The sequence below is a fragment of the Streptococcus parauberis NCFD 2020 genome, from assembly GCF_000187935.1.
GTDB classification, from domain to species: domain Bacteria; phylum Bacillota; class Bacilli; order Lactobacillales; family Streptococcaceae; genus Streptococcus; species Streptococcus parauberis.
On the sequence record NZ_AEUT02000001.1, the window covers coordinates 199,475 to 216,822 of the forward strand.

Here is a 17,348-nt window from a genome sequence, read left to right on the forward strand (position 1 = left end):
TTCCAGCTGATCATCCAGTAAATCAATTTTTACTGCGTTTATCAATAGAAAGATGGAGAAATAATACAGATAAATAACTTGATGATGAATAGATTTTTAATTTATATAAAAATGTTTTGTATGTACTTTTGAAATATCTCAAAATCTGCTATTATATTATTAATAGATGAGTAGTTTAAGAGTGAGAATATGGTATGGCATAATACTCGAAAGAGCTGATTGAACTGGTTTGTATTAAGTTTCATCTGTTACTTTTGCAATAAACGGGATGCAGATGTCATTATCAAGATATCGGTTGAAATCCGATCAATCTATTATAAAAAGCACTTATCAAATGATAGGTGCTTTATAAATATGTGTATTATTTTGATTATTTAATTTTTATTTTATGGTAACTTTGATATTTTTAGTTTTAGAAAATAGACTGATACGTTTATCAAATGTCAATTTAAATTCTAGTTGTTCTATTCTCTCTGTTAGATAGAATGAGAATGAGGTTCTATCATTAGGTAGTAGAATTCTTGGAAAATTATCGTCAGATAAAACATTACTGGTCACAGGACTATCTTCTTTATAGTCAATCAAATATGTAACTGGTTTTCTATTATTTGCATTAGTAATTTCAAGACCTAAAAGTTTTATACCAGATGTTGAATAGTTTAAAATATCAAACATTAATAGATTTTGATATTGATCATCGAAAAAGAGGTATACTGAATTAACAATTTCGATAAGAATCCTATTTTCTTTTATTGAGTATATTAGAGTCAGTATTGCAACTAGTAATGTTAAACTTCCGATAAGCAATTCGATTGTCATATATTATATCCTTTTTTATTAATTATATCACAATAAATATGATTGAAATTTCCATATGTTAAATTAGTTCTTGTGTTTTCTAGATATGGTACTTGATATTAGTGATATAATATAGATAATAGGGCAGTGGTCTAATATGGATGACGCATCATGTTATGATGATATGGCGATGCAAATCCGTCTGACTATTATTTAACACAAGAGTAGTATATAGAGATTGCCCCTTTATTGATGGGATGCCGATTCGAATCCTGACTATTGTGTTAATGCATCCAGATAACTGGGTGCTTTTAAAAATATTAAGGACAAATTTTAAATATGAAAAAACGAAATTACTGGAGATTAACAGCAATAATTATTATATTATTTATTTCAAGGTTTAAATTTTCAAAAGAAACTACAGTTTTAATGACAAAAGCAGTCTTCTCTCGAGAATTTTTTTCAAGTTTCTTTGGTGCTGCAGTAGCTGCATGCATAACTTTGTATGTCTTTTTTAAACAGTCTAAACAGGCTGAGAATATAATGAAAACTCAAATAGAGACTCAAGAAAATCAATTAAATCAACAACTTGAATCTTCTAATATTCAATTCAAGGATCAGCAAGAAATGGCAAAGCTACAATTTCAAACTCAAATAGAAGTACAAACCGAGCAATTCAATAAACAGCAGATTTTTGAATTTAAAAAAATTGAGATAGAATACTACTTAGAAAAAGTGCAAGAGGTGAATAATTTATTATTACGAGTTAAGGAGATCACTGAAAATGGCTTCAAGCCACTCACAATCAGAATGACAGAACTACAAACTGATTTGCGTAGCAATCAAAATAAAGAGTTATTTCATTTGTATTTTAAAAAAAATTTACCCCAAATAGAAGCTTTGTACTTGGAATACTATAAATTTTCAATAGAAATCCATGAAATTTCAAATAAATTAATTGTATTTTCTGAATTGTTCGATACTGGTTTATCAAAGCATATACTTGATTTTGTAAGAGGTGAATTTGGACTAGAGTTTTATGAGACAAATTTAGTAGAAATTTGGTGGGAAAATAATATACAAAATTCTTATAAAAAGTACTCAGAGCATAAGTCAGAAAACTTTGATAATATTGTACCGACCTTAAAAATATATGAAAAGGTATTAAATCTTGATCAAAGAGTAATTCCTTTTGAAATAAAAAATAAGCATAGTGAATTAAAAGAATTAACTTATAAAAACATAACATAAAAGAGGCACAAATCAATGTGCCTTTTCTTGCCTGCTGAACTCATAAAATTGTTACCTTTTTTGTTACCAACTAAGTTTTTGATAATTAGTTATTCCAAATTTCTAGTGGTATAAAAAGTGATATTAACAATCTGTAAAATGTGATATTTTGAAGTGTTATTTAATAGGTAGATAACCTAAAAAAATAATTTAACTATTTGATTTAGATTATCTTAGATAATTTGAAAAGCACTAATTTTAGAATTAGTGCTTTTTTTGTTTATTTAATACAGGAATATATTTTCATAACTATGAAGTATAGAATGAATAAGATACTGAAATTTTCAAAAATATGAGAACGGTTTTATTATTAAGTAATGATTGAAATAGCAAAGCATGATAACTTTTCACTTCTTGAGTGACTCATAACTTTTATATTAACTTTTTTAGTTGTTATGATGGCATTGACTAAAGCACCTTTAATAAGTGATAAGAAGGCGGGTGGAATTACCATTGGTTGGGTAAATGATTTCTCGGGTTTCTTATTTTTTGCAATGCAAATGACTATTTTGTTAGTAACAGGAAATGCTGTTGCCAGCTCACCATCTGTCCAGTTATTTCTTAAAGCACTGGCGAAAGTTCCGATTACAAGTACACAGATTATCATTTTCTCCGTTCTTGTGAGCTCTATTTTGGGATTTTTACATTGGGGCTTGAAAATGATGGTTGCTATTGTTCTTGGTAAGGAATTACTTGTACAAGCTCGTTTTTAGGGGAATAAGGTTGTTTGTCTCAACCCTATTCTTTGGGATGTCGGGAGGAGCTGCCGTTTTATATGATGCAACTCCCAATTACTTAAAAAATAGGGTTGCAAAATCCTATAAAAATTTGGTTCTAGATATTGTTCCTCTAACTGACTCAGTTCTCAATTTACCTTTTATCAGCTTTTTTTGTGGTATGCATGGTGATTCCTATTTGCTTTGCCTCTTTTGCTCATCCAAAGGAGAACAGTAAAATCATTGAACTTGATGAAGTGATTTATCAAAAAAGTTTAAACTCTGGTACTCTTTATTAACTTCTTTCAAAATTAATTTCTTCTGCAATTCATATGATCCGACTTTAATTATGGTAAACTTAATATCTGGGATATTTTCGATTAATAAAGGAATTAGTTCAGAAAAGACAATACCAGAGATCAATTCAGATATACCAAATGTGGTTTGTTCTTTGTATTTCTTAGAAGCAATCCTTAAAAAGCTGTTAATTGTTCGTGAGATGAAATGACTAGTTTTGCATTTTCATAAAATCTTTCCCCAATACTGGCTAAACCAACTAATCTACCTTTTTTCCGAAAAAAAGGGTTATGTCTTCCTCAAATTCAATTGTTTTTATATAATTACTAAGGGCAGGTTGTGAGTTGTGACACCTGGCAGTGGCCTTGGTTAAGTTATAATTTCAAATAACAATTTTTATAAAATAGATTAGTTTGATAATGTTCGTAAACACCTTATCTTTAATAAATTTTTGTGATATCTTTTATAACCAAACTATAGCCATAATTAATACCAATAATTACATAATATAAATATAAGCGTTTCATTAATAGGAAAAAGGAGTATATATGTCAAATGAAGTAGTTGTCGTTTCAGCTTTAAGAACCCCAATTGGAAACTTTGGAGGTGCCTTTAAAACTGTTTCAGCCGTAGATTTAGGTACGACAGTAGTTGAGAAAATTTTACAAGATACAAAAATTGCTCCTGGTTTAGTGGAAGAAGTTATTTTTGGAAATGTCCTACATGCAGGATTAGGACAAAATGTTGCAAGACAGATTGCAATTTATGCCGGATTGCCTGTTACCACGCCAGCCTTTACCTTAGATATGGTTTGTGGTTCTGGATTAAAGTCCGTGGAATTAGGTGCCCTAAAAATTCTTTCTGGTGATGCTGAGGTTGTTATAGTTGGTGGTACAGAGAATATGAGCCAGGCTCCATATGTCATTACTAACCAAAGATGGGGCTCACGAATGGGCGAATCCAAGGTCGTTGACACCATGATTTCAGATGGTCTGAGTGATGCTTTTAATAACTACCACATGGGAATTACTGCTGAAAATATTGCTCGACAGTACAATATAAGTAGAGAGGAGCAGGATCAATTTGCTTTAAATAGTCAACTTAAAGCAAAAGTAGCTATTGAATCAAACCGTTTTAATGAAGAAATAGTTCCAGTAAGAGTTCCTCAACGTCGTGGAGAGGATCTGATAGTTGATCAGGACGAGTACCCAAGAACAGATAGTAGTCTTGAAAAGTTAGCAAAATTACGTCCTTCTTTCCTTAAGGAAGATGGTACTGTAACTGCAGGTAATGCATCTGGTATCAATGATGGTGCTGCAGCTTTATTACTTATGAGTCGAGAAAAAGCTGAACAGTTAGGCTTGCCTATTTTAGCGACCATTCTGAGCTCAGCTAGTGCGGGTGTAGAACCAAGTCTAATGGGATGTGGTCCAATCCCTGCTAGTCGCAAAGCTCTAAGTAAAGCGAATTTAAAAATGGAACAAATTGATTTGATTGAAGCAAATGAGGCTTTCGCATCGCAATCTCTTGCAGTTGCAAAAGAATTAAATCTTGATCCAGAAAAAATCAATGTTAACGGCGGAGCAATTGCCCTTGGGCACCCAATTGGGGCTTCTGGTGCACGTATCTTAGTGACCTTGATTTCCGAAATGAATAAACGTGATGTAGAATATGGACTTGCAACTTTATGTATCGGCGGTGGTCAGGGACAAGCTGTTATTGTTCAAAAATCTAAATAAAAATCATATTATGTCTTGCTAATTTTTGGGTTACAATAGATATTAAAAAGACTTCTAAACTATTAGAAGTCTTTTTCTTTTAAGTATTCGTAATCAATCCATTTCAACTTTTTTTAGATAACGATAAACACTAGGTTCAGAGATTTTTAATATCTCAGCAACCTTGGAAACAGCTCCTTTGAGTTGGAAGACACCTTTTTCAGATAATTTAGTTACAATTTCAATTTTGACATCTTGACTTAATTGAATGTTTTGATTAATAAGTGAAGGGTCAATAATTTCACTAATAATATCTTGGATATTGTTAGATAAAACTTCAACTGTTTCTTCTTGGGTCATAGTCGTTGCTTTTTGAGTTAAATCAGGAATCAGTTGACCTAGGTCTAAATTAGCCAATGATAAAACATTTGCAGCTATATTTTTATAAGCGGAAATGTCCAAATTAATACATAACATACCTTCTAAATGTCCCTGATCATTTTTTATAAAATAAGTTGATCCACGGACTTCCTTATTTTCAGGGCTAACAATTGCTTTATAATTTGTAACATAGTCCTTTTCTAAATAAACCTTTTTATTTATCAAATCTAAAGCAAAAGTAGTAAGAGGGGAATTCTTTGTTCGACCACTAATATGATTATTGACAATCTCACCAATATAAATATCATCTTCATCAATCACATGAAGAATAATTTCATAATTTTTTCCTAAAACACCACTTAAAAATGCAATAACAGTTTTCCAATGATTTAATTGTTCACTTTTCATGTTGATTTTCCTTTACAGCTCTGTTACTTATATAGTAATATATTTCCTCCTAAAAGACAAACAATAGTTATCGTGATAATAAAAAATTATTAAAATGATAAATTTTTATTGACTATGTATCCGATTTCATGTAAAATTTATTTATATCAAAAAGGAGGTTCATTTATGAGTGAGTATCCCAATCCAATTGGGCCATATTCTATTTCCAGAATTGAAGGGGATGTCCTATATCTTTCTAGTCAATTACCAGTTAATCCAGAAACTGGTAATGTATCCAGTGATTTTAGAGAGCAGTGTCGACAAGCCTTCACAAATATTAAAGGTATTCTACAAGAAAATAATCTTGATTTGAATGCAATTTTTAAACTAACGATATATTTAAATGATATATCACAATTTAATCATTTAAATGAAATCATGTTGCATTTATTTGAAAAGCCTTATCCCACACGAACAGTTGTTCAAGTGGCTGCATTCCCATATGATGCTTCTATCTGTATAGAGGCATGTGCAAAATTATTATAATAAAAAATTTTATTAAAGAATGGTGGAAAATCTTTTATGGACATTATTATTGGTACAGGTCTTCTTTTACTCGTTTTAGCATTATTTTCTCTTTTTAACTATAAAGCACCTCATGGTACTAAAGCAATGGGTGCGCTTGCGGCAGCAGCTTGTGCTTCATTTTTAGTAGAAGTATTTCAAGACTCTTTTTTTGGACAAGTTTTAGGATTTAAGTTCCTAAGTGAAGTTGGTGCTGCTAATGGATCAATGGGAGGTGTGGCAGCAGCTATTTTAGTTGCTATTGCAGTAGGTGTAACACCAGGTTATGCAGTGTTAATTGGTCTATCAGTAACTAGTTTTGGAATTTTACCAGGTTTTATAGCTGGTTATTTAATGTCATTTGTTGTTAAATGGATGGAGAGAAAAATTCCCGGTGGTTTAGATTTAATTTCAATTATTGTTTTTGCTGCACCAATGACAAGACTTATTGCTAAAGTAATTTCTCCAATAGTTGATAAAACACTTTTAACAATTGGTGAAATCTTAACTTCAACTGCCCAAAGTTCTCCAATAATTATGGGGATTATACTTGGAGGAACAATTGTTGTCGTAGCAACAGCTCCATTATCTTCAATGGCTTTGACAGCTATGCTAGGACTCACTGGTATTCCAATGGCTATTGGTGCCTTATCAGTATTTGGTTCTTCATTTATGAACGGTGTCCTATTTTATAAACTTAAGCTTGGTGAAAGAAAAGACAATATCGCATTTGCGATTGAACCTTTGACTCAGGCCGATGTAACTTCAGCTAATCCTATTCCAATATATGTAACCAACTTCTTTGGCGGAGCAGCATGTGGTGTGTTAATTGCTTTGATGAGGCTTGTAAATGACACGCCAGGAACAGCCACTCCGATTGCAGGATTTGCAGTTATGTTTGCATATAACCCGATGGTAAAGGTTTTAATTACAGCAGTGGGCTGCATCATCTTAAGTCTACTAGCAGGTTACTTAGGTGGCGTTGTCTTTAAAAACTTCAAAGTAATTACAAAACAAGAATTACAAGCTATGGATCATTAAGAGCAGAAAGCTTATCAATTAAAATATTAATGAAGACTTAAACCGGATATTAAGTTAATCAAAAAAATAAAAAAATATACAACTTAATATGCAAAAGCTTACTTTTTTTAGAAAAAAGGAGTATTGTATACTTATAAATATCGTACAAGACAAAGAATTTTAGACAGTGTCAGGTCAACTAAAAACGAAACAAATAAATAGTATAATTTTATACAATTTATGTAAGGATTAAGTGCGTGAATAATTGGCTTGTCTTTACAAGCTCCCAAATGAGTTTGAACCAAATTTTTGAGATGATCAGTGATCCAAACTTTATGGGATATCGCATGGCAGAATGAGTCTGCCAGATTTCCCTAAAATTTGGGTTTTTAATTTTTTTGAATGGCATATCAAAAATAAATTCTTACTTAAATTTAATTGGTGAATTTTAAATTGAAGTCTTGTAAGAAAGGAGAAATCTATGTCTCAATCAATTTTGACAGAAATGACAAGCATTGAAGCTGAAGCAAAAGCAATCAGCGATAGCTTTTTACAAAAGAAAAAAGACTACAAAATTCAAAAAAATGAAGAGATTACAAAGTTGAAAGCTACCTATGATGTCGAAATTCAAAATGCTTTAACAGAAAAAGAATTTGACTTAATCAATCAGCTGAAACTTCTGGAAAGCAAAGTGCTAAATACTCAAGAAATGAATAAAGAAAAAGCTGAAGCTATTATGAAGGATAATAAAGAAACCATTATCAATCAAATAGTAGACAAGGTGGTAAGTACCTATGGCTATTAGTCAAATGAGAAAAATTTCTTTTCTATTTAATAAAGAGATTTTAGATGATTTACTAGTGACACTGCAAGAATTGGAGTCGGTTGAAATAAGAGATATCAGTCAGTTAGATTCTTGGAAAAGCGCTTTCGAAAGTCAAGAGGTTACAATTCCTCAAGTTAAGACTAATAATTTGATGGGTGAAAGTCCGATTAGTGAACATGATTATTTGCATGTATTACAAACAAGGCAAGCAGAGCTAGAAAAATTAATAGCCTCTCTTTCAAACTTTTTACCTAAAGAAAGTAAAATTTCAGCATTAAAAAAAGGGAAGCAAACTGTCTCGCTAGAACAATTATTTGCAGAGGATGCTGATAAAAGATTTAGTTTAGTCCAAGAACTATTAACGCAAAGAATCAATAAGTTAGAGAATGTTAACAAAAAGATATCTGAGTTGAAAGCATTAAATGCAAGTCTCTCTAAATGGCTTCCACTGAAAACCTTACCCATCCAACTTAGTCAATACCAATTTCTTCAAGGAGCAATCGGCACAATACCAAATACTGCTGATGGCAAAATTTATGAGCAGTTAAAAAAGAATTCGCAAATGGTTTGTGAAGAGATATTTCATGATGAAACTGAAATTGGATTGTTACTTTTTTGGAATAAGGAAGATGAGGTTAATCTTGAGGAATACCATTTTATCTCTCTCGACTATCAGGAATCAAAATTGCCTGAGGAAGTAATAAAAATTAATAATGACAATCTTGCAAAACTAGAAAAAGAGAAAATTGCCTTAGAAAGTCAATTAGGAACTTCTGGGCAGGAATTACTGCAATTACAAATAGCTACTGATGCTGTTATTGATACTTATAATCTTCATCAATCAAAATCTAAAATGGCTAGTACTAGCCACTTGGTGACAATCCAAGGATGGAGTGAAACTCAGTCAATAGCTAGAGTTAAAGAAGTCCTCACTAAAAAATTTGGTCAAGCTATTATGATTGATGACCAAGAAGTTACAGAGGCAGATTGGGAAAAAGTACCAATTAAACTTAAGAATCATCCACTAATTAGTCCATTTGAATTGATTACGGAGATGTATGCTTTACCAAAATACAATGAAAAAGATCCAACCCCATTTTTAACACCATTTTACTTTACCTTCTTTGGAATGATGGTAGCGGATTTAGGTTACGGCTTACTCTTGTTTGTAGCTACTTTCTTAGCTTTGAAACTCTTTTCATTGCAAGAAAAACAAAAACGTTTTTTATCATTTTTCAATATCTTAGGACTTGCTGTTTCACTTTGGGGTCTGATTTATGGCTCGTTTTTTGGCTTCAATCTTCCTTTTGCAATATTATCCACTCAAACTGATGTCATGTCAATATTGATATTATCCGTTATATTCGGATTCATCACAGTCATAGTTGGACTGGTATTGGGTGGTTTACAAGAAGTAAAAATGAAAGATTACGGTGAAGCCTATCGTTCAGGATTTGCTTGGTGTTTCATCTTAATCGGCTTACTATTGATTGCAATAGGTTTAGCAATACCAAAATTTGTTGGTTTATTAATTATAGGTAAATGGTTAGCAATAATTAATGCCATTGGTATTGTGATTGTGGCTGTTGTTAAAGCTAAGAGCCTAAAAGGGATTGGTTCAGGCCTGTATAATCTTTATAATATCAGCTCCTATATTGGAGATTTGGTTTCTTTTACCAGACTGATGGCGCTAGGATTATCAGGGGCGAGCATTGGTTCTGCATTTAATTTAATTGTTGGGATTTTTCCTCCAGTCGGTAGATTTACCATTGGGATTATCCTATTTATCTTATTGCATGCTATAAATATCTTTTTATCACTCTTGTCAGGATATGTTCACGGGGCAAGATTAATGTTTGTAGAATTTTTTGGTAAATTTTATCAAGGTGGCGGGCAGGCTTTTCAACCACTTAAATATTCAGAAAAGTATCTTAAAATTAATAGAGAAGAACAATTGGAGGAAAAATAATGGAAAACTTAGCATCATATTTTGCAACTCACGGGGGCGCTTTTTTTGCAGCTATGGGAATTGCTATCGCGGTCAGTTTGAGTGGTATGGGGTCAGCCCATGGGGTTGGTAAGGCAGGACAAGCTGCAGCAGCGCTTTTAAAAGAAGAGCCAGAAAAATTTGCCTCAGCTTTAATATTACAGCTTTTACCAGGTACACAAGGTTTGTATGGATTTGTTATTGGTATCTTGATTTGGTTGCAATTAACACCAGATTTGTCTCTAGAAAAAGGAGTAGCTTATTTCTTTGTAGCACTTCCAGTAGCAATTGTTGGTTATTTTTCAGCTAAACACCAAGGTAATGTTTCTGTTTCAGCAATGCAAATTCTTGCCAAACGTCCAGAGGACTTTATGAAAGGTGCCATTTTGGCAGCTATGGTTGAAACCTATGCTATTTTAGCCTTTGTTATTTCCTTCATTTTAACTCTTCGTGTTGGTTAATAGGCCTAACTTTTATGAAAATAATACAAGAACTGAAAGAAGGCTTGAAAGGAGTACAGGTTAATGACTGCTATTGAAAATTTAAAAGCTAGTGTTCTTGAAAAAGCTTATCAGGAAGGGCAGGCTCAACTAGATAAAGACTTGCTAGCTATCGATCAACAATTCGATTTGGAAAAAGAAAAAGTAATTGTTGAAAAAAAAGAATCAAAATTGATTCAGTTAAAAGAGCTTGACCGTGGCTATCAGGTCCAGATGCAACAATTACGTAATCAAGAACGGCAATCTAGCTTAGCCATTAAGCAAGAGGTATTAAAATCTTTATTTAATGGGGCTTTGTCCAAAATGGAAAATTGGGAAAAAGGTGAAGAATTATCATTTATGGATCAAATTCTGACAAAATACCAAACCGAAAGCTGTCAGGTAACTTTTGGGCAAATCACCGCTCAAAAATTTAATCAGGATGATTTTCGAAAATTTGAAGAAACATACCCTAATTGTCAATTTTCAAAAGATTTTATTGATGGAGAAGCTGGGTTTGTTATTTCGATGGACAAGGTTGATTATACATACTTGTACAGTCTTCTAGTAAACTCCCTTTTTAAAAGTGAATGCGCGGAGATTTCAAATCAATTATTTAGTGATCGATAGGAGGCGTTATGGAAAAAGAACAATTCGCCCAAATCAATACGACGATTGCAGTTAAAGAAAAAGAAATGATTTCAGCTCAGCAATTCCAAAAAATCCTTTTAAATCCGAATAAAGAGACAATTATTAATCTTATGCAGGAGAAAGGTTACGCCATTAAAGTTGAAAATTTTGAGAATTTGGATCTTGTCGAAAAGGCGCTGATGTCTAAATTAATTGTTGCTTATCAATGGGCTTTTCAAGAGTCTCCTTCGGGTGAGGTTGTGGAAGTTTTAGCTCTCCCTTATCTCTATCATAATTTGAAGGTTCTCCTGAAAGAAAAGGCTAGCAAGCAAGATTTGAGTAAGCTCCTTATCCCGATTGGAAAAGTTTCTTTGAGTCATTTAGACCATCTGGTAAGAACTCTATCCTCAGATGTTTTACCTGACCATTTGGTAAATGAGGTAGCTGCTATTTGGCAAGAACACCTAAACTATCAGGATTACAGGGTCTTAGAAGTTGGCTGTGATTTGGCTTACTTTAAACACCTTAAGCGAATTGCTGAGCAGTTAGACGACCAGAAAATTTATCAAGCAACAAGTCTTATCATTCAATTTTACAACCTAATAACAGTTAAACGTGCTGAGGCTTTACACAAAAATCAAGGCTTTATGAAACAATTGATAAGTGATCAAGGTCATTTAGGCCTGAGTACTTATCTTGATCTAGCCGAGGGCAAGGAAGTATCCACTTGGTTTAATCAATTAAATCCGGATGTGTTTTCGTTGCAATTTAAAGAGGCTCAGACTGCTTTAGTTAATGATAAATTAACCCTGCCAGAACTTGAAAGGCTAGTTGATCAACTCTTATTTAGTGCTTTTGAAAGTGGAAAATATAATGCAGATGGTCCTTATCAGCTTTTAAGATATCTTTTAGGACTGGAGTTTGAGATTAAAAATTTCAGACTCTTAATCTCGGCACTTGTCAATGATTTGCCAATTGAACTTGTTAAAGAAAGAATGAGACCTATTTATGAATAATACAACTTATAAAATTGGTGTCATAGGAAATCGGGATGCCATTCTACCTTTTCAAATTATTGGTTTTTTCACTTATCCTGTTGTTAGTGCGGAAGAAGCAGTAAATACTCTCCGTCAATTAGCCATGGATAATTTTGGCATCATTTATATTACAGAAGATATTGCAGAAAAAATACCTGATACCATTGCTTTCTATGACAATCAAATTATGCCAGCCATTATCTTAATTCCAAACTTCAAAGGTAAGGCAAAACTAGGTCGGCAATTTTTGGAAGAAAGAGTGGAAAGAGCAGTTGGGCAAAATATATTATAAGCATTTTAAGATACATTATATGAATAGCCAATTTTTAATTAATTGAGATTGTCAGTAAGTAGATTAAATAAATGCATATTTAAAGATAGATTTTAAAGGAGACAAACTTGAGTCAAGGAAAAATTATAAAAGTTTCAGGACCATTAGTTGTGGCCTCTGGAATGGAAGAAGCTAATATTCAAGATATTTGTCGAGTAGGTCGTTTAGGACTAATTGGTGAAATCATTGAAATGAGAAAAGATCAGGCTTCTATTCAAGTATATGAGGAAACTTCTGGGATAGGTCCTGGTGAACCAGTTTCATCAACTGGCCAACCTTTGTCAGTAGAATTAGGTCCAGGATTACTTTCAGAAATGTTTGATGGTATCCAAAGACCACTCGATCGTTTCAAATCAGTTACCAAAAGTAACTTTTTAATTCGTGGAGCTGAAGTTCCAAGCTTAGATCGTGAAGCAAAGTGGTCATTTGATGCTAGTATAGAAATTGGCAGTGAGGTTAACCCAGGTGATATACTAGGTTGTGTTCAAGAAACAAAAGTTATTGAACATCGTATCATGGTTCCAAACCAGGTTTCAGGTAAGTTGATTGCCATTTCATCAGGTCAGTTCACTGTTGATGAATGTGTATATCAAATTAAACAAGCTGATGGTAGTATATACAAAGGAAGTTTAATGCAAAAATGGCCTGTCCGTAAAGGACGTCCTGTTGCTAAAAAATTAATTCCAGTTGAACCACTGATTACAGGTCAACGTGTCATCGACACCTTTTTCCCAGTGGCAAAAGGAGGAGCTGCAGCTGTTCCAGGACCATTTGGTGCAGGAAAAACAGTCGTACAGCATCAGATTGCAAAATTTGCTAATGTCGATATTGTTATCTATGTAGGTTGTGGTGAGCGTGGTAATGAGATGACCGATGTATTAAATGAGTTTCCAGAATTAATTGATCCCAATACAGGTCAATCAATTATGGAACGGACAGTATTAATAGCGAATACATCGAATATGCCGGTAGCTGCGCGTGAAGCTTCGATTTATACAGGGATAACAATTGCTGAATATTTTAGAGATATGGGTTATTCAGTGGCTATTATGGCAGATTCAACATCTCGATGGGCTGAGGCGCTTCGGGAAATGTCAGGCCGTTTAGAAGAAATGCCTGGTGATGAAGGTTATCCTGCATATTTAGGTAGTCGGATTGCTGAGTATTATGAACGTGCAGGACGTTTTCAAGTTTTAGGAACTGATGGACGTGAAGGTTCAATTACGGCTATTGGAGCTGTCTCACCTCCAGGAGGGGATATTTCTGAGCCAGTTACGCAAAATACATTGCGGATTGTTAAAGTCTTTTGGGGTCTTGATGCACCACTGGCTCAACGTCGCCATTTTCCGGCAATCAATTGGTTGAATTCTTACTCCTTATATAAAGATGAATTAGCAAAAGTGATTAGTAAGAAGGAAAATACAAATTGGTCTGAAAAAGTGACCAGTGCTATGAATACACTGCAAGAAGAAGCAAGTTTAGAAGAAATTGTGCGTTTGGTTGGTTTAGATTCATTATCTGAACAAGATAAATTAACAATGGCAGTTGCCCGCCAAATTCGAGAAGATTTTTTACAGCAGAATGCATTTGATACAGTTGATACATTCACATCATTCAAAAAGCAAGATGCTATGTTAACAAATATCCTTACCTTCCAAAAAGAAGCACAGAGAGCCTTAGCATTGGGCGCTTATTTTACTGAGATTATGGATGGGACTGTTACCAATCGTGATAGATTGGCTAGAAGCAAATATATTGCTGAAACTGAACTTGAACAAATAAGTGCCATCAGTGAGCAAATAAAAGTAGACATTCAAAGTATCATTGAGAAAGGAGGACTCTAATATGACAGCTATAAAAGAATATCGAACAGTCAGTGAAGTGGTTGGTCCTCTAATGATTGTGGACCAAGTTTCAGGCGTCCACTATAATGAGCTAGTCGAAATCAGTATGCATGATGGTCAAAAGCGCCAAGGACAAGTCTTAGAGGTTCATGAGGATAAGGCCATGGTTCAATTATTTGAAGGTTCTAGTGGGATTAATCTTGCCAAAACTAAGGTTAGATTTACAGGACATCCACTGGAAGTTGCCGTTTCAGAGGATATGATTGGGCGGATTTTTGATGGCATGGGGAAACCGATTGATGGGGGACCTGATTTGCTACCTGAAAAATATTTAGATATTGATGGGCAAGCAATAAATCCCGTGGCGCGTGATTATCCTGATGAATTTATTCAAACAGGAATCTCAGCCATCGACCATCTGAATACACTTGTCCGCGGACAGAAATTACCAGTTTTCTCAGGTTCTGGGCTTCCTCATAATGAATTAGCTGCGCAGATTGCCAGACAAGCAACTGTATTAAACGCCGATGATAATTTTGCTGTTGTCTTTGCAGCCATGGGCATCACATTTGAAGAGGCAGAATTCTTCATGAATGATCTCCGTGAAACAGGGGCAATTGACCGGTCAGTCTTATTTATGAATTTAGCTAATGACCCAGCAATTGAACGGATAGCAACACCACGAATAGCTCTAACAACCGCAGAATATTTAGCTTACGAAAAAGATATGCACGTTTTGGTTATTATGACTGACATGACTAACTATTGCGAGGCACTTCGAGAGATTTCAGCTGCTAGACGAGAAGTTCCTGGTCGACGTGGTTATCCAGGATATCTTTATACCAATTTATCAACACTTTATGAACGCGCTGGAAGATTAGTTGGAAAAAAAGGCTCTGTAACCCAAATTCCAATTTTAACCATGCCTGAAGATGATATTACCCATCCTATCCCAGATTTAACGGGTTACATTACAGAAGGTCAAATCATTTTATCTCATGAATTGTATAATAGTGGTTTTAGACCTCCAATAAATATTTTGCCATCCTTATCACGTTTGAAAGACAAGGGTTCAGGTGAAGGGAAAACTAGAGTAGACCATGCTGCAACAATGAATCAATTGTTTGCCGCTTATGCTCAAGGAAAACAAGCTAAAGAATTAGCTGTTGTCCTTGGAGAATCAGCCTTGTCTGATACTGATAAACTTTATGTAGACTTTACAAATCGTTTTGAAAAGGAATATATCAATCAAGGTTTCTATAATAATCGAAGTATTGAAGAAAGCTTAAATCTCAGTTGGAAGTTATTAGCTATTCTGCCAAGGACCGAATTAAAGCGGATTAAAGATGATATGTTGGATCAATATCTTGGTAAAGAGTAAGATTTAGCTATAACGCAGTGACAGAAAGGTTTATCACAGATGGTTAGATTAAATGTTAAACCGACGCGCATGGAATTAAATAACTTAAAAAAAAGACTGAAAACCGCTAAAAGAGGTCATAAGTTATTAAAAGATAAACGAGATGAACTCATGCGTCGTTTTATTGCTTTGATAAGAGAAAATGATAGTCTTCGGAAGACAGTCGAGGACAGTCTGCAAGGCACTATGCAGGAATTTGTCTTGGCTAAATCAGTTGAAAGTGACGCCATGGTTGAGGAATTATTTGCTCTACCAGTTCGACAAGCAAACCTTTTTATTGAAGAAGAAAATATTATGAGCGTCCACGTGCCCAAATTTCACATAAAAGAAGAGATTGATAATTCTCAAAGAGAATTTACATATAGCTTCTTAAGTTCAAATAGTGAAATGGATCGAACCATCGAACAGATGGAATCACTGATGGAAAGTTTACTAAGACTGGCTGAGGTGGAAAAGGTCTGCCAATTGATGGCTGATGAAATTGAAAAGACTCGTCGAAGAGTTAATGGTCTGGAATATGCAATTATTCCTCAGTTGGAAGAGACAATTCATTATATTGAATTAAAACTTGAAGAAGCAGAACGTTCTAATTTAGTACGTATTATGAAGGTGAAATAAGTATAATCTCTCTTATTTGAACAATAAAAAGACTTGGATCAAGATTCAAGTCTTTTTGTACACAAAATTGTTTAATAAATTCTCATGAATTGACATTGTCTGCAATTACTGATAGAGTCAGAATGACAGTTATTTTATGTTTGTAGCAGGCTTACTATTGCTTATCATTTAATAGAAAAAGTAGAAAGTAAAGATATATGAATCAAACAATCCACACTATATTAGACCATGTTTCTGTAAGAAACTTTATAGACCAAAAATTGTCTGAAAAGGAGATTGAGGTGCTTGTTGAAGCGGCACAGGCGGCCTCTTCAGCCAGTTTCTTACAAGCCTATTCGATCATGAGTATAGATGATCCAAAGTTATTAAAAGAATTGGTGAAAGTTGGAAAACTACAGCCATTTATTTTGGAAGCAGGTCACTTTTTTATTTTTTGTGGTGATTTTAAGCGACATCATGATTTTGCTAAAGAAAAAGAGATTGCCATAGAAGAAACAATTGGTGGAGTAGATGCTTTAATGGTCGGGGCAATTGATGCTAGTCTAGCAGCTCAAAACATGACAATAGCAGCTGAATCATTGGGTATGGGTGTTTGTTATATTGGTGGTGTTAGAGATGGTATTGAAGCAATCTCAGAGCTTCTTGACCTGCCAGATTATGTCTTTCCTGTTTTCGGATTAGTTGTTGGTTACCCAGCAATTAAATATGAGACCAAACCTCGCTTTCCTGCGGATGCCATTCACCATCGAAATGAATATCCCAATGAGACCTTAACTAGCACCTTAGCTTATGAAAAAATTAGTGAGGACTATTACTTGAAACGGTCCAACGGTAAAATGCAAAGAACATGGTCTGACACGGCTTTTAAAACACTAATTAATTCGCCACGCCCATTTATGAAAGATTATCTAAAACAACGAGGTTTAGACAAACATTAAAGAGCATCCGAAGGTGCTCTATTTTTTTATTTAGGACAGCCGCAAAACGACGGTCTGGGATAAACCA

General features: G+C 33.9%; 16 protein-coding genes and 1 pseudogene. 15 read left to right on the top strand and 2 right to left on the bottom strand.

Features of this window, described 5'->3' with window-relative positions; all coding sequences use genetic code 11:
- Positions 1 to 381: 381 nt before the first annotated feature.
- Positions 382 to 819: a hypothetical protein gene (locus SPB_RS01040; protein WP_003104530.1), complete on the bottom strand. Its 438-nt coding sequence runs from the start codon at positions 817 to 819 to the stop codon at positions 382 to 384.
- Positions 820 to 1,137: 318 nt separating this feature from the next.
- Here SPB_RS01040 and SPB_RS01045 point away from each other — a divergent pair, with 318 nt between their 5' ends.
- From SPB_RS01045 to SPB_RS01065, 3 genes and pseudogenes are all read left to right on the top strand, one after another.
- Positions 1,138 to 2,049 carry a hypothetical protein gene (locus SPB_RS01045; protein ID WP_003103873.1) on the top strand — a complete coding sequence of 304 codons (912 nt, stop codon included), beginning with the start codon at positions 1,138 to 1,140 and terminating at the stop codon, positions 2,047 to 2,049.
- 404 nt (positions 2,050 to 2,453) lie between these two features.
- Positions 2,454 to 3,094, top strand: a pseudogene (locus SPB_RS11420) (TIGR00366 family protein); the annotation flags it as partial.
- A gap of 555 nt (positions 3,095 to 3,649) precedes the next feature.
- Positions 3,650 to 4,840 carry an acetyl-CoA C-acetyltransferase gene (locus tag SPB_RS01065; protein WP_003104257.1) on the top strand — a complete coding sequence of 397 codons (1,191 nt, stop codon included), beginning with the start codon at positions 3,650 to 3,652 and terminating at the stop codon, positions 4,838 to 4,840.
- A 93-nt stretch (positions 4,841 to 4,933) separates the two neighbouring features.
- On the opposite strand, the gene SPB_RS01070 is transcribed toward SPB_RS01065, so the two are convergent.
- The gene (locus SPB_RS01070; protein ID WP_003105103.1) at positions 4,934 to 5,608 is read right to left on the bottom strand and encodes a helix-turn-helix transcriptional regulator; all 675 of its coding nucleotides are present in this window, start codon (positions 5,606 to 5,608) and stop codon (positions 4,934 to 4,936) included.
- Positions 5,609 to 5,773: 165 nt separating this feature from the next.
- Here SPB_RS01070 and SPB_RS01075 point away from each other — a divergent pair, with 165 nt between their 5' ends.
- The 12 genes from SPB_RS01075 to nfsA all read left to right on the top strand — a co-directional run bounded on the left by SPB_RS01075 (position 5,774) and on the right by nfsA (position 17,281).
- Positions 5,774 to 6,133, top strand: coding sequence for a RidA family protein (locus SPB_RS01075; RefSeq protein WP_003102474.1), 360 nt, complete (start codon positions 5,774 to 5,776; stop codon positions 6,131 to 6,133).
- Positions 6,134 to 6,169: 36 nt separating this feature from the next.
- Complete coding sequence (locus tag SPB_RS01080) at positions 6,170 to 7,192, top strand: PTS sugar transporter subunit IIC (protein WP_003103404.1); 1,023 nt, start codon at positions 6,170 to 6,172, stop codon at positions 7,190 to 7,192.
- A gap of 460 nt (positions 7,193 to 7,652) precedes the next feature.
- Complete coding sequence (locus SPB_RS01085; protein WP_003102480.1) at positions 7,653 to 7,976, top strand: hypothetical protein; 324 nt, start codon at positions 7,653 to 7,655, stop codon at positions 7,974 to 7,976.
- Positions 7,966 to 9,966: a V-type ATP synthase subunit I gene (locus SPB_RS01090; protein ID WP_003103755.1), complete on the top strand. Its 2,001-nt coding sequence runs from the start codon at positions 7,966 to 7,968 to the stop codon at positions 9,964 to 9,966. The genes SPB_RS01085 and SPB_RS01090 overlap by 11 nt, the downstream gene beginning before the upstream one ends.
- Entirely contained in the window at positions 9,966 to 10,445 is a 480-nt protein-coding gene (locus SPB_RS01095; RefSeq protein ID WP_003104626.1) for a V-type ATP synthase subunit K, read from the top strand. Before SPB_RS01090 ends, SPB_RS01095 begins: the two co-directional genes overlap by 1 nt.
- 63 nt (positions 10,446 to 10,508) lie before the next feature.
- A complete protein-coding gene (locus SPB_RS01100) occupies positions 10,509 to 11,093 on the top strand; it encodes a V-type ATP synthase subunit E family protein (protein ID WP_003105512.1) in 585 nt (194 codons plus the stop codon).
- 8 nt (positions 11,094 to 11,101) lie between these two features.
- Positions 11,102 to 12,109: a V-type ATPase subunit gene (locus SPB_RS01105; RefSeq protein ID WP_003103592.1), complete on the top strand. Its 1,008-nt coding sequence runs from the start codon at positions 11,102 to 11,104 to the stop codon at positions 12,107 to 12,109.
- Positions 12,102 to 12,422 (top strand): V-type ATP synthase subunit F, encoded by a 321-nt coding sequence (locus SPB_RS01110; protein ID WP_003104675.1) that lies wholly within the window; start codon positions 12,102 to 12,104, stop codon positions 12,420 to 12,422. The genes SPB_RS01105 and SPB_RS01110 overlap by 8 nt, the downstream gene beginning before the upstream one ends.
- 107 nt (positions 12,423 to 12,529) lie before the next feature.
- The gene (locus SPB_RS01115; RefSeq protein WP_003105724.1) at positions 12,530 to 14,305 is read left to right on the top strand and encodes a V-type ATP synthase subunit A; all 1,776 of its coding nucleotides are present in this window, start codon (positions 12,530 to 12,532) and stop codon (positions 14,303 to 14,305) included.
- A gap of 1 nt (position 14,306) precedes the next feature.
- A complete protein-coding gene (locus SPB_RS01120; RefSeq protein WP_003103945.1) occupies positions 14,307 to 15,686 on the top strand; it encodes a V-type ATP synthase subunit B in 1,380 nt (459 codons plus the stop codon).
- Positions 15,687 to 15,725: 39 nt separating this feature from the next.
- Positions 15,726 to 16,343 (top strand): V-type ATP synthase subunit D, encoded by a 618-nt coding sequence (locus SPB_RS01125; protein WP_003102890.1) that lies wholly within the window; start codon positions 15,726 to 15,728, stop codon positions 16,341 to 16,343.
- 197 nt (positions 16,344 to 16,540) lie between these two features.
- Positions 16,541 to 17,281: an oxygen-insensitive NADPH nitroreductase gene (nfsA, locus tag SPB_RS01130; protein ID WP_003105205.1), complete on the top strand. Its 741-nt coding sequence runs from the start codon at positions 16,541 to 16,543 to the stop codon at positions 17,279 to 17,281.
- The last annotated feature ends 67 nt before the right edge of the window (positions 17,282 to 17,348 follow it).

Excerpts from the sequence above, each read along its gene's own strand:
- nfsA (WP_003105205.1), top strand. The coding sequence starts at position 16,541 with ATGAATCAAACAATCCACACTATATTAGACCATGTTTCTGTAAGAAAC.
- SPB_RS01095 (WP_003104626.1), top strand. The coding sequence starts at position 9,966 with ATGGAAAACTTAGCATCATATTTTGCAACTCACGGGGGCGCTTTTTTT.
- SPB_RS01040 (WP_003104530.1), bottom strand. The coding sequence starts at position 819 with ATGACAATCGAATTGCTTATCGGAAGTTTAACATTACTAGTTGCAATA.
- SPB_RS01080 (WP_003103404.1), top strand. The coding sequence starts at position 6,170 with ATGGACATTATTATTGGTACAGGTCTTCTTTTACTCGTTTTAGCATTA.
- SPB_RS01120 (WP_003103945.1), top strand. The coding sequence starts at position 14,307 with ATGACAGCTATAAAAGAATATCGAACAGTCAGTGAAGTGGTTGGTCCT.
- SPB_RS01085 (WP_003102480.1), top strand. The coding sequence starts at position 7,653 with ATGTCTCAATCAATTTTGACAGAAATGACAAGCATTGAAGCTGAAGCA.
- SPB_RS01110 (WP_003104675.1), top strand. The coding sequence starts at position 12,102 with ATGAATAATACAACTTATAAAATTGGTGTCATAGGAAATCGGGATGCC.
- SPB_RS01125 (WP_003102890.1), top strand. The coding sequence starts at position 15,726 with ATGGTTAGATTAAATGTTAAACCGACGCGCATGGAATTAAATAACTTA.
- SPB_RS01075 (WP_003102474.1), top strand. The coding sequence starts at position 5,774 with ATGAGTGAGTATCCCAATCCAATTGGGCCATATTCTATTTCCAGAATT.
- SPB_RS01070 (WP_003105103.1), bottom strand. The coding sequence starts at position 5,608 with ATGAAAAGTGAACAATTAAATCATTGGAAAACTGTTATTGCATTTTTA.
- SPB_RS01090 (WP_003103755.1), top strand. The coding sequence starts at position 7,966 with ATGGCTATTAGTCAAATGAGAAAAATTTCTTTTCTATTTAATAAAGAG.
- SPB_RS01105 (WP_003103592.1), top strand. The coding sequence starts at position 11,102 with ATGGAAAAAGAACAATTCGCCCAAATCAATACGACGATTGCAGTTAAA.
- SPB_RS01100 (WP_003105512.1), top strand. The coding sequence starts at position 10,509 with ATGACTGCTATTGAAAATTTAAAAGCTAGTGTTCTTGAAAAAGCTTAT.
- SPB_RS01045 (WP_003103873.1), top strand. The coding sequence starts at position 1,138 with ATGAAAAAACGAAATTACTGGAGATTAACAGCAATAATTATTATATTA.
- SPB_RS01065 (WP_003104257.1), top strand. The coding sequence starts at position 3,650 with ATGTCAAATGAAGTAGTTGTCGTTTCAGCTTTAAGAACCCCAATTGGA.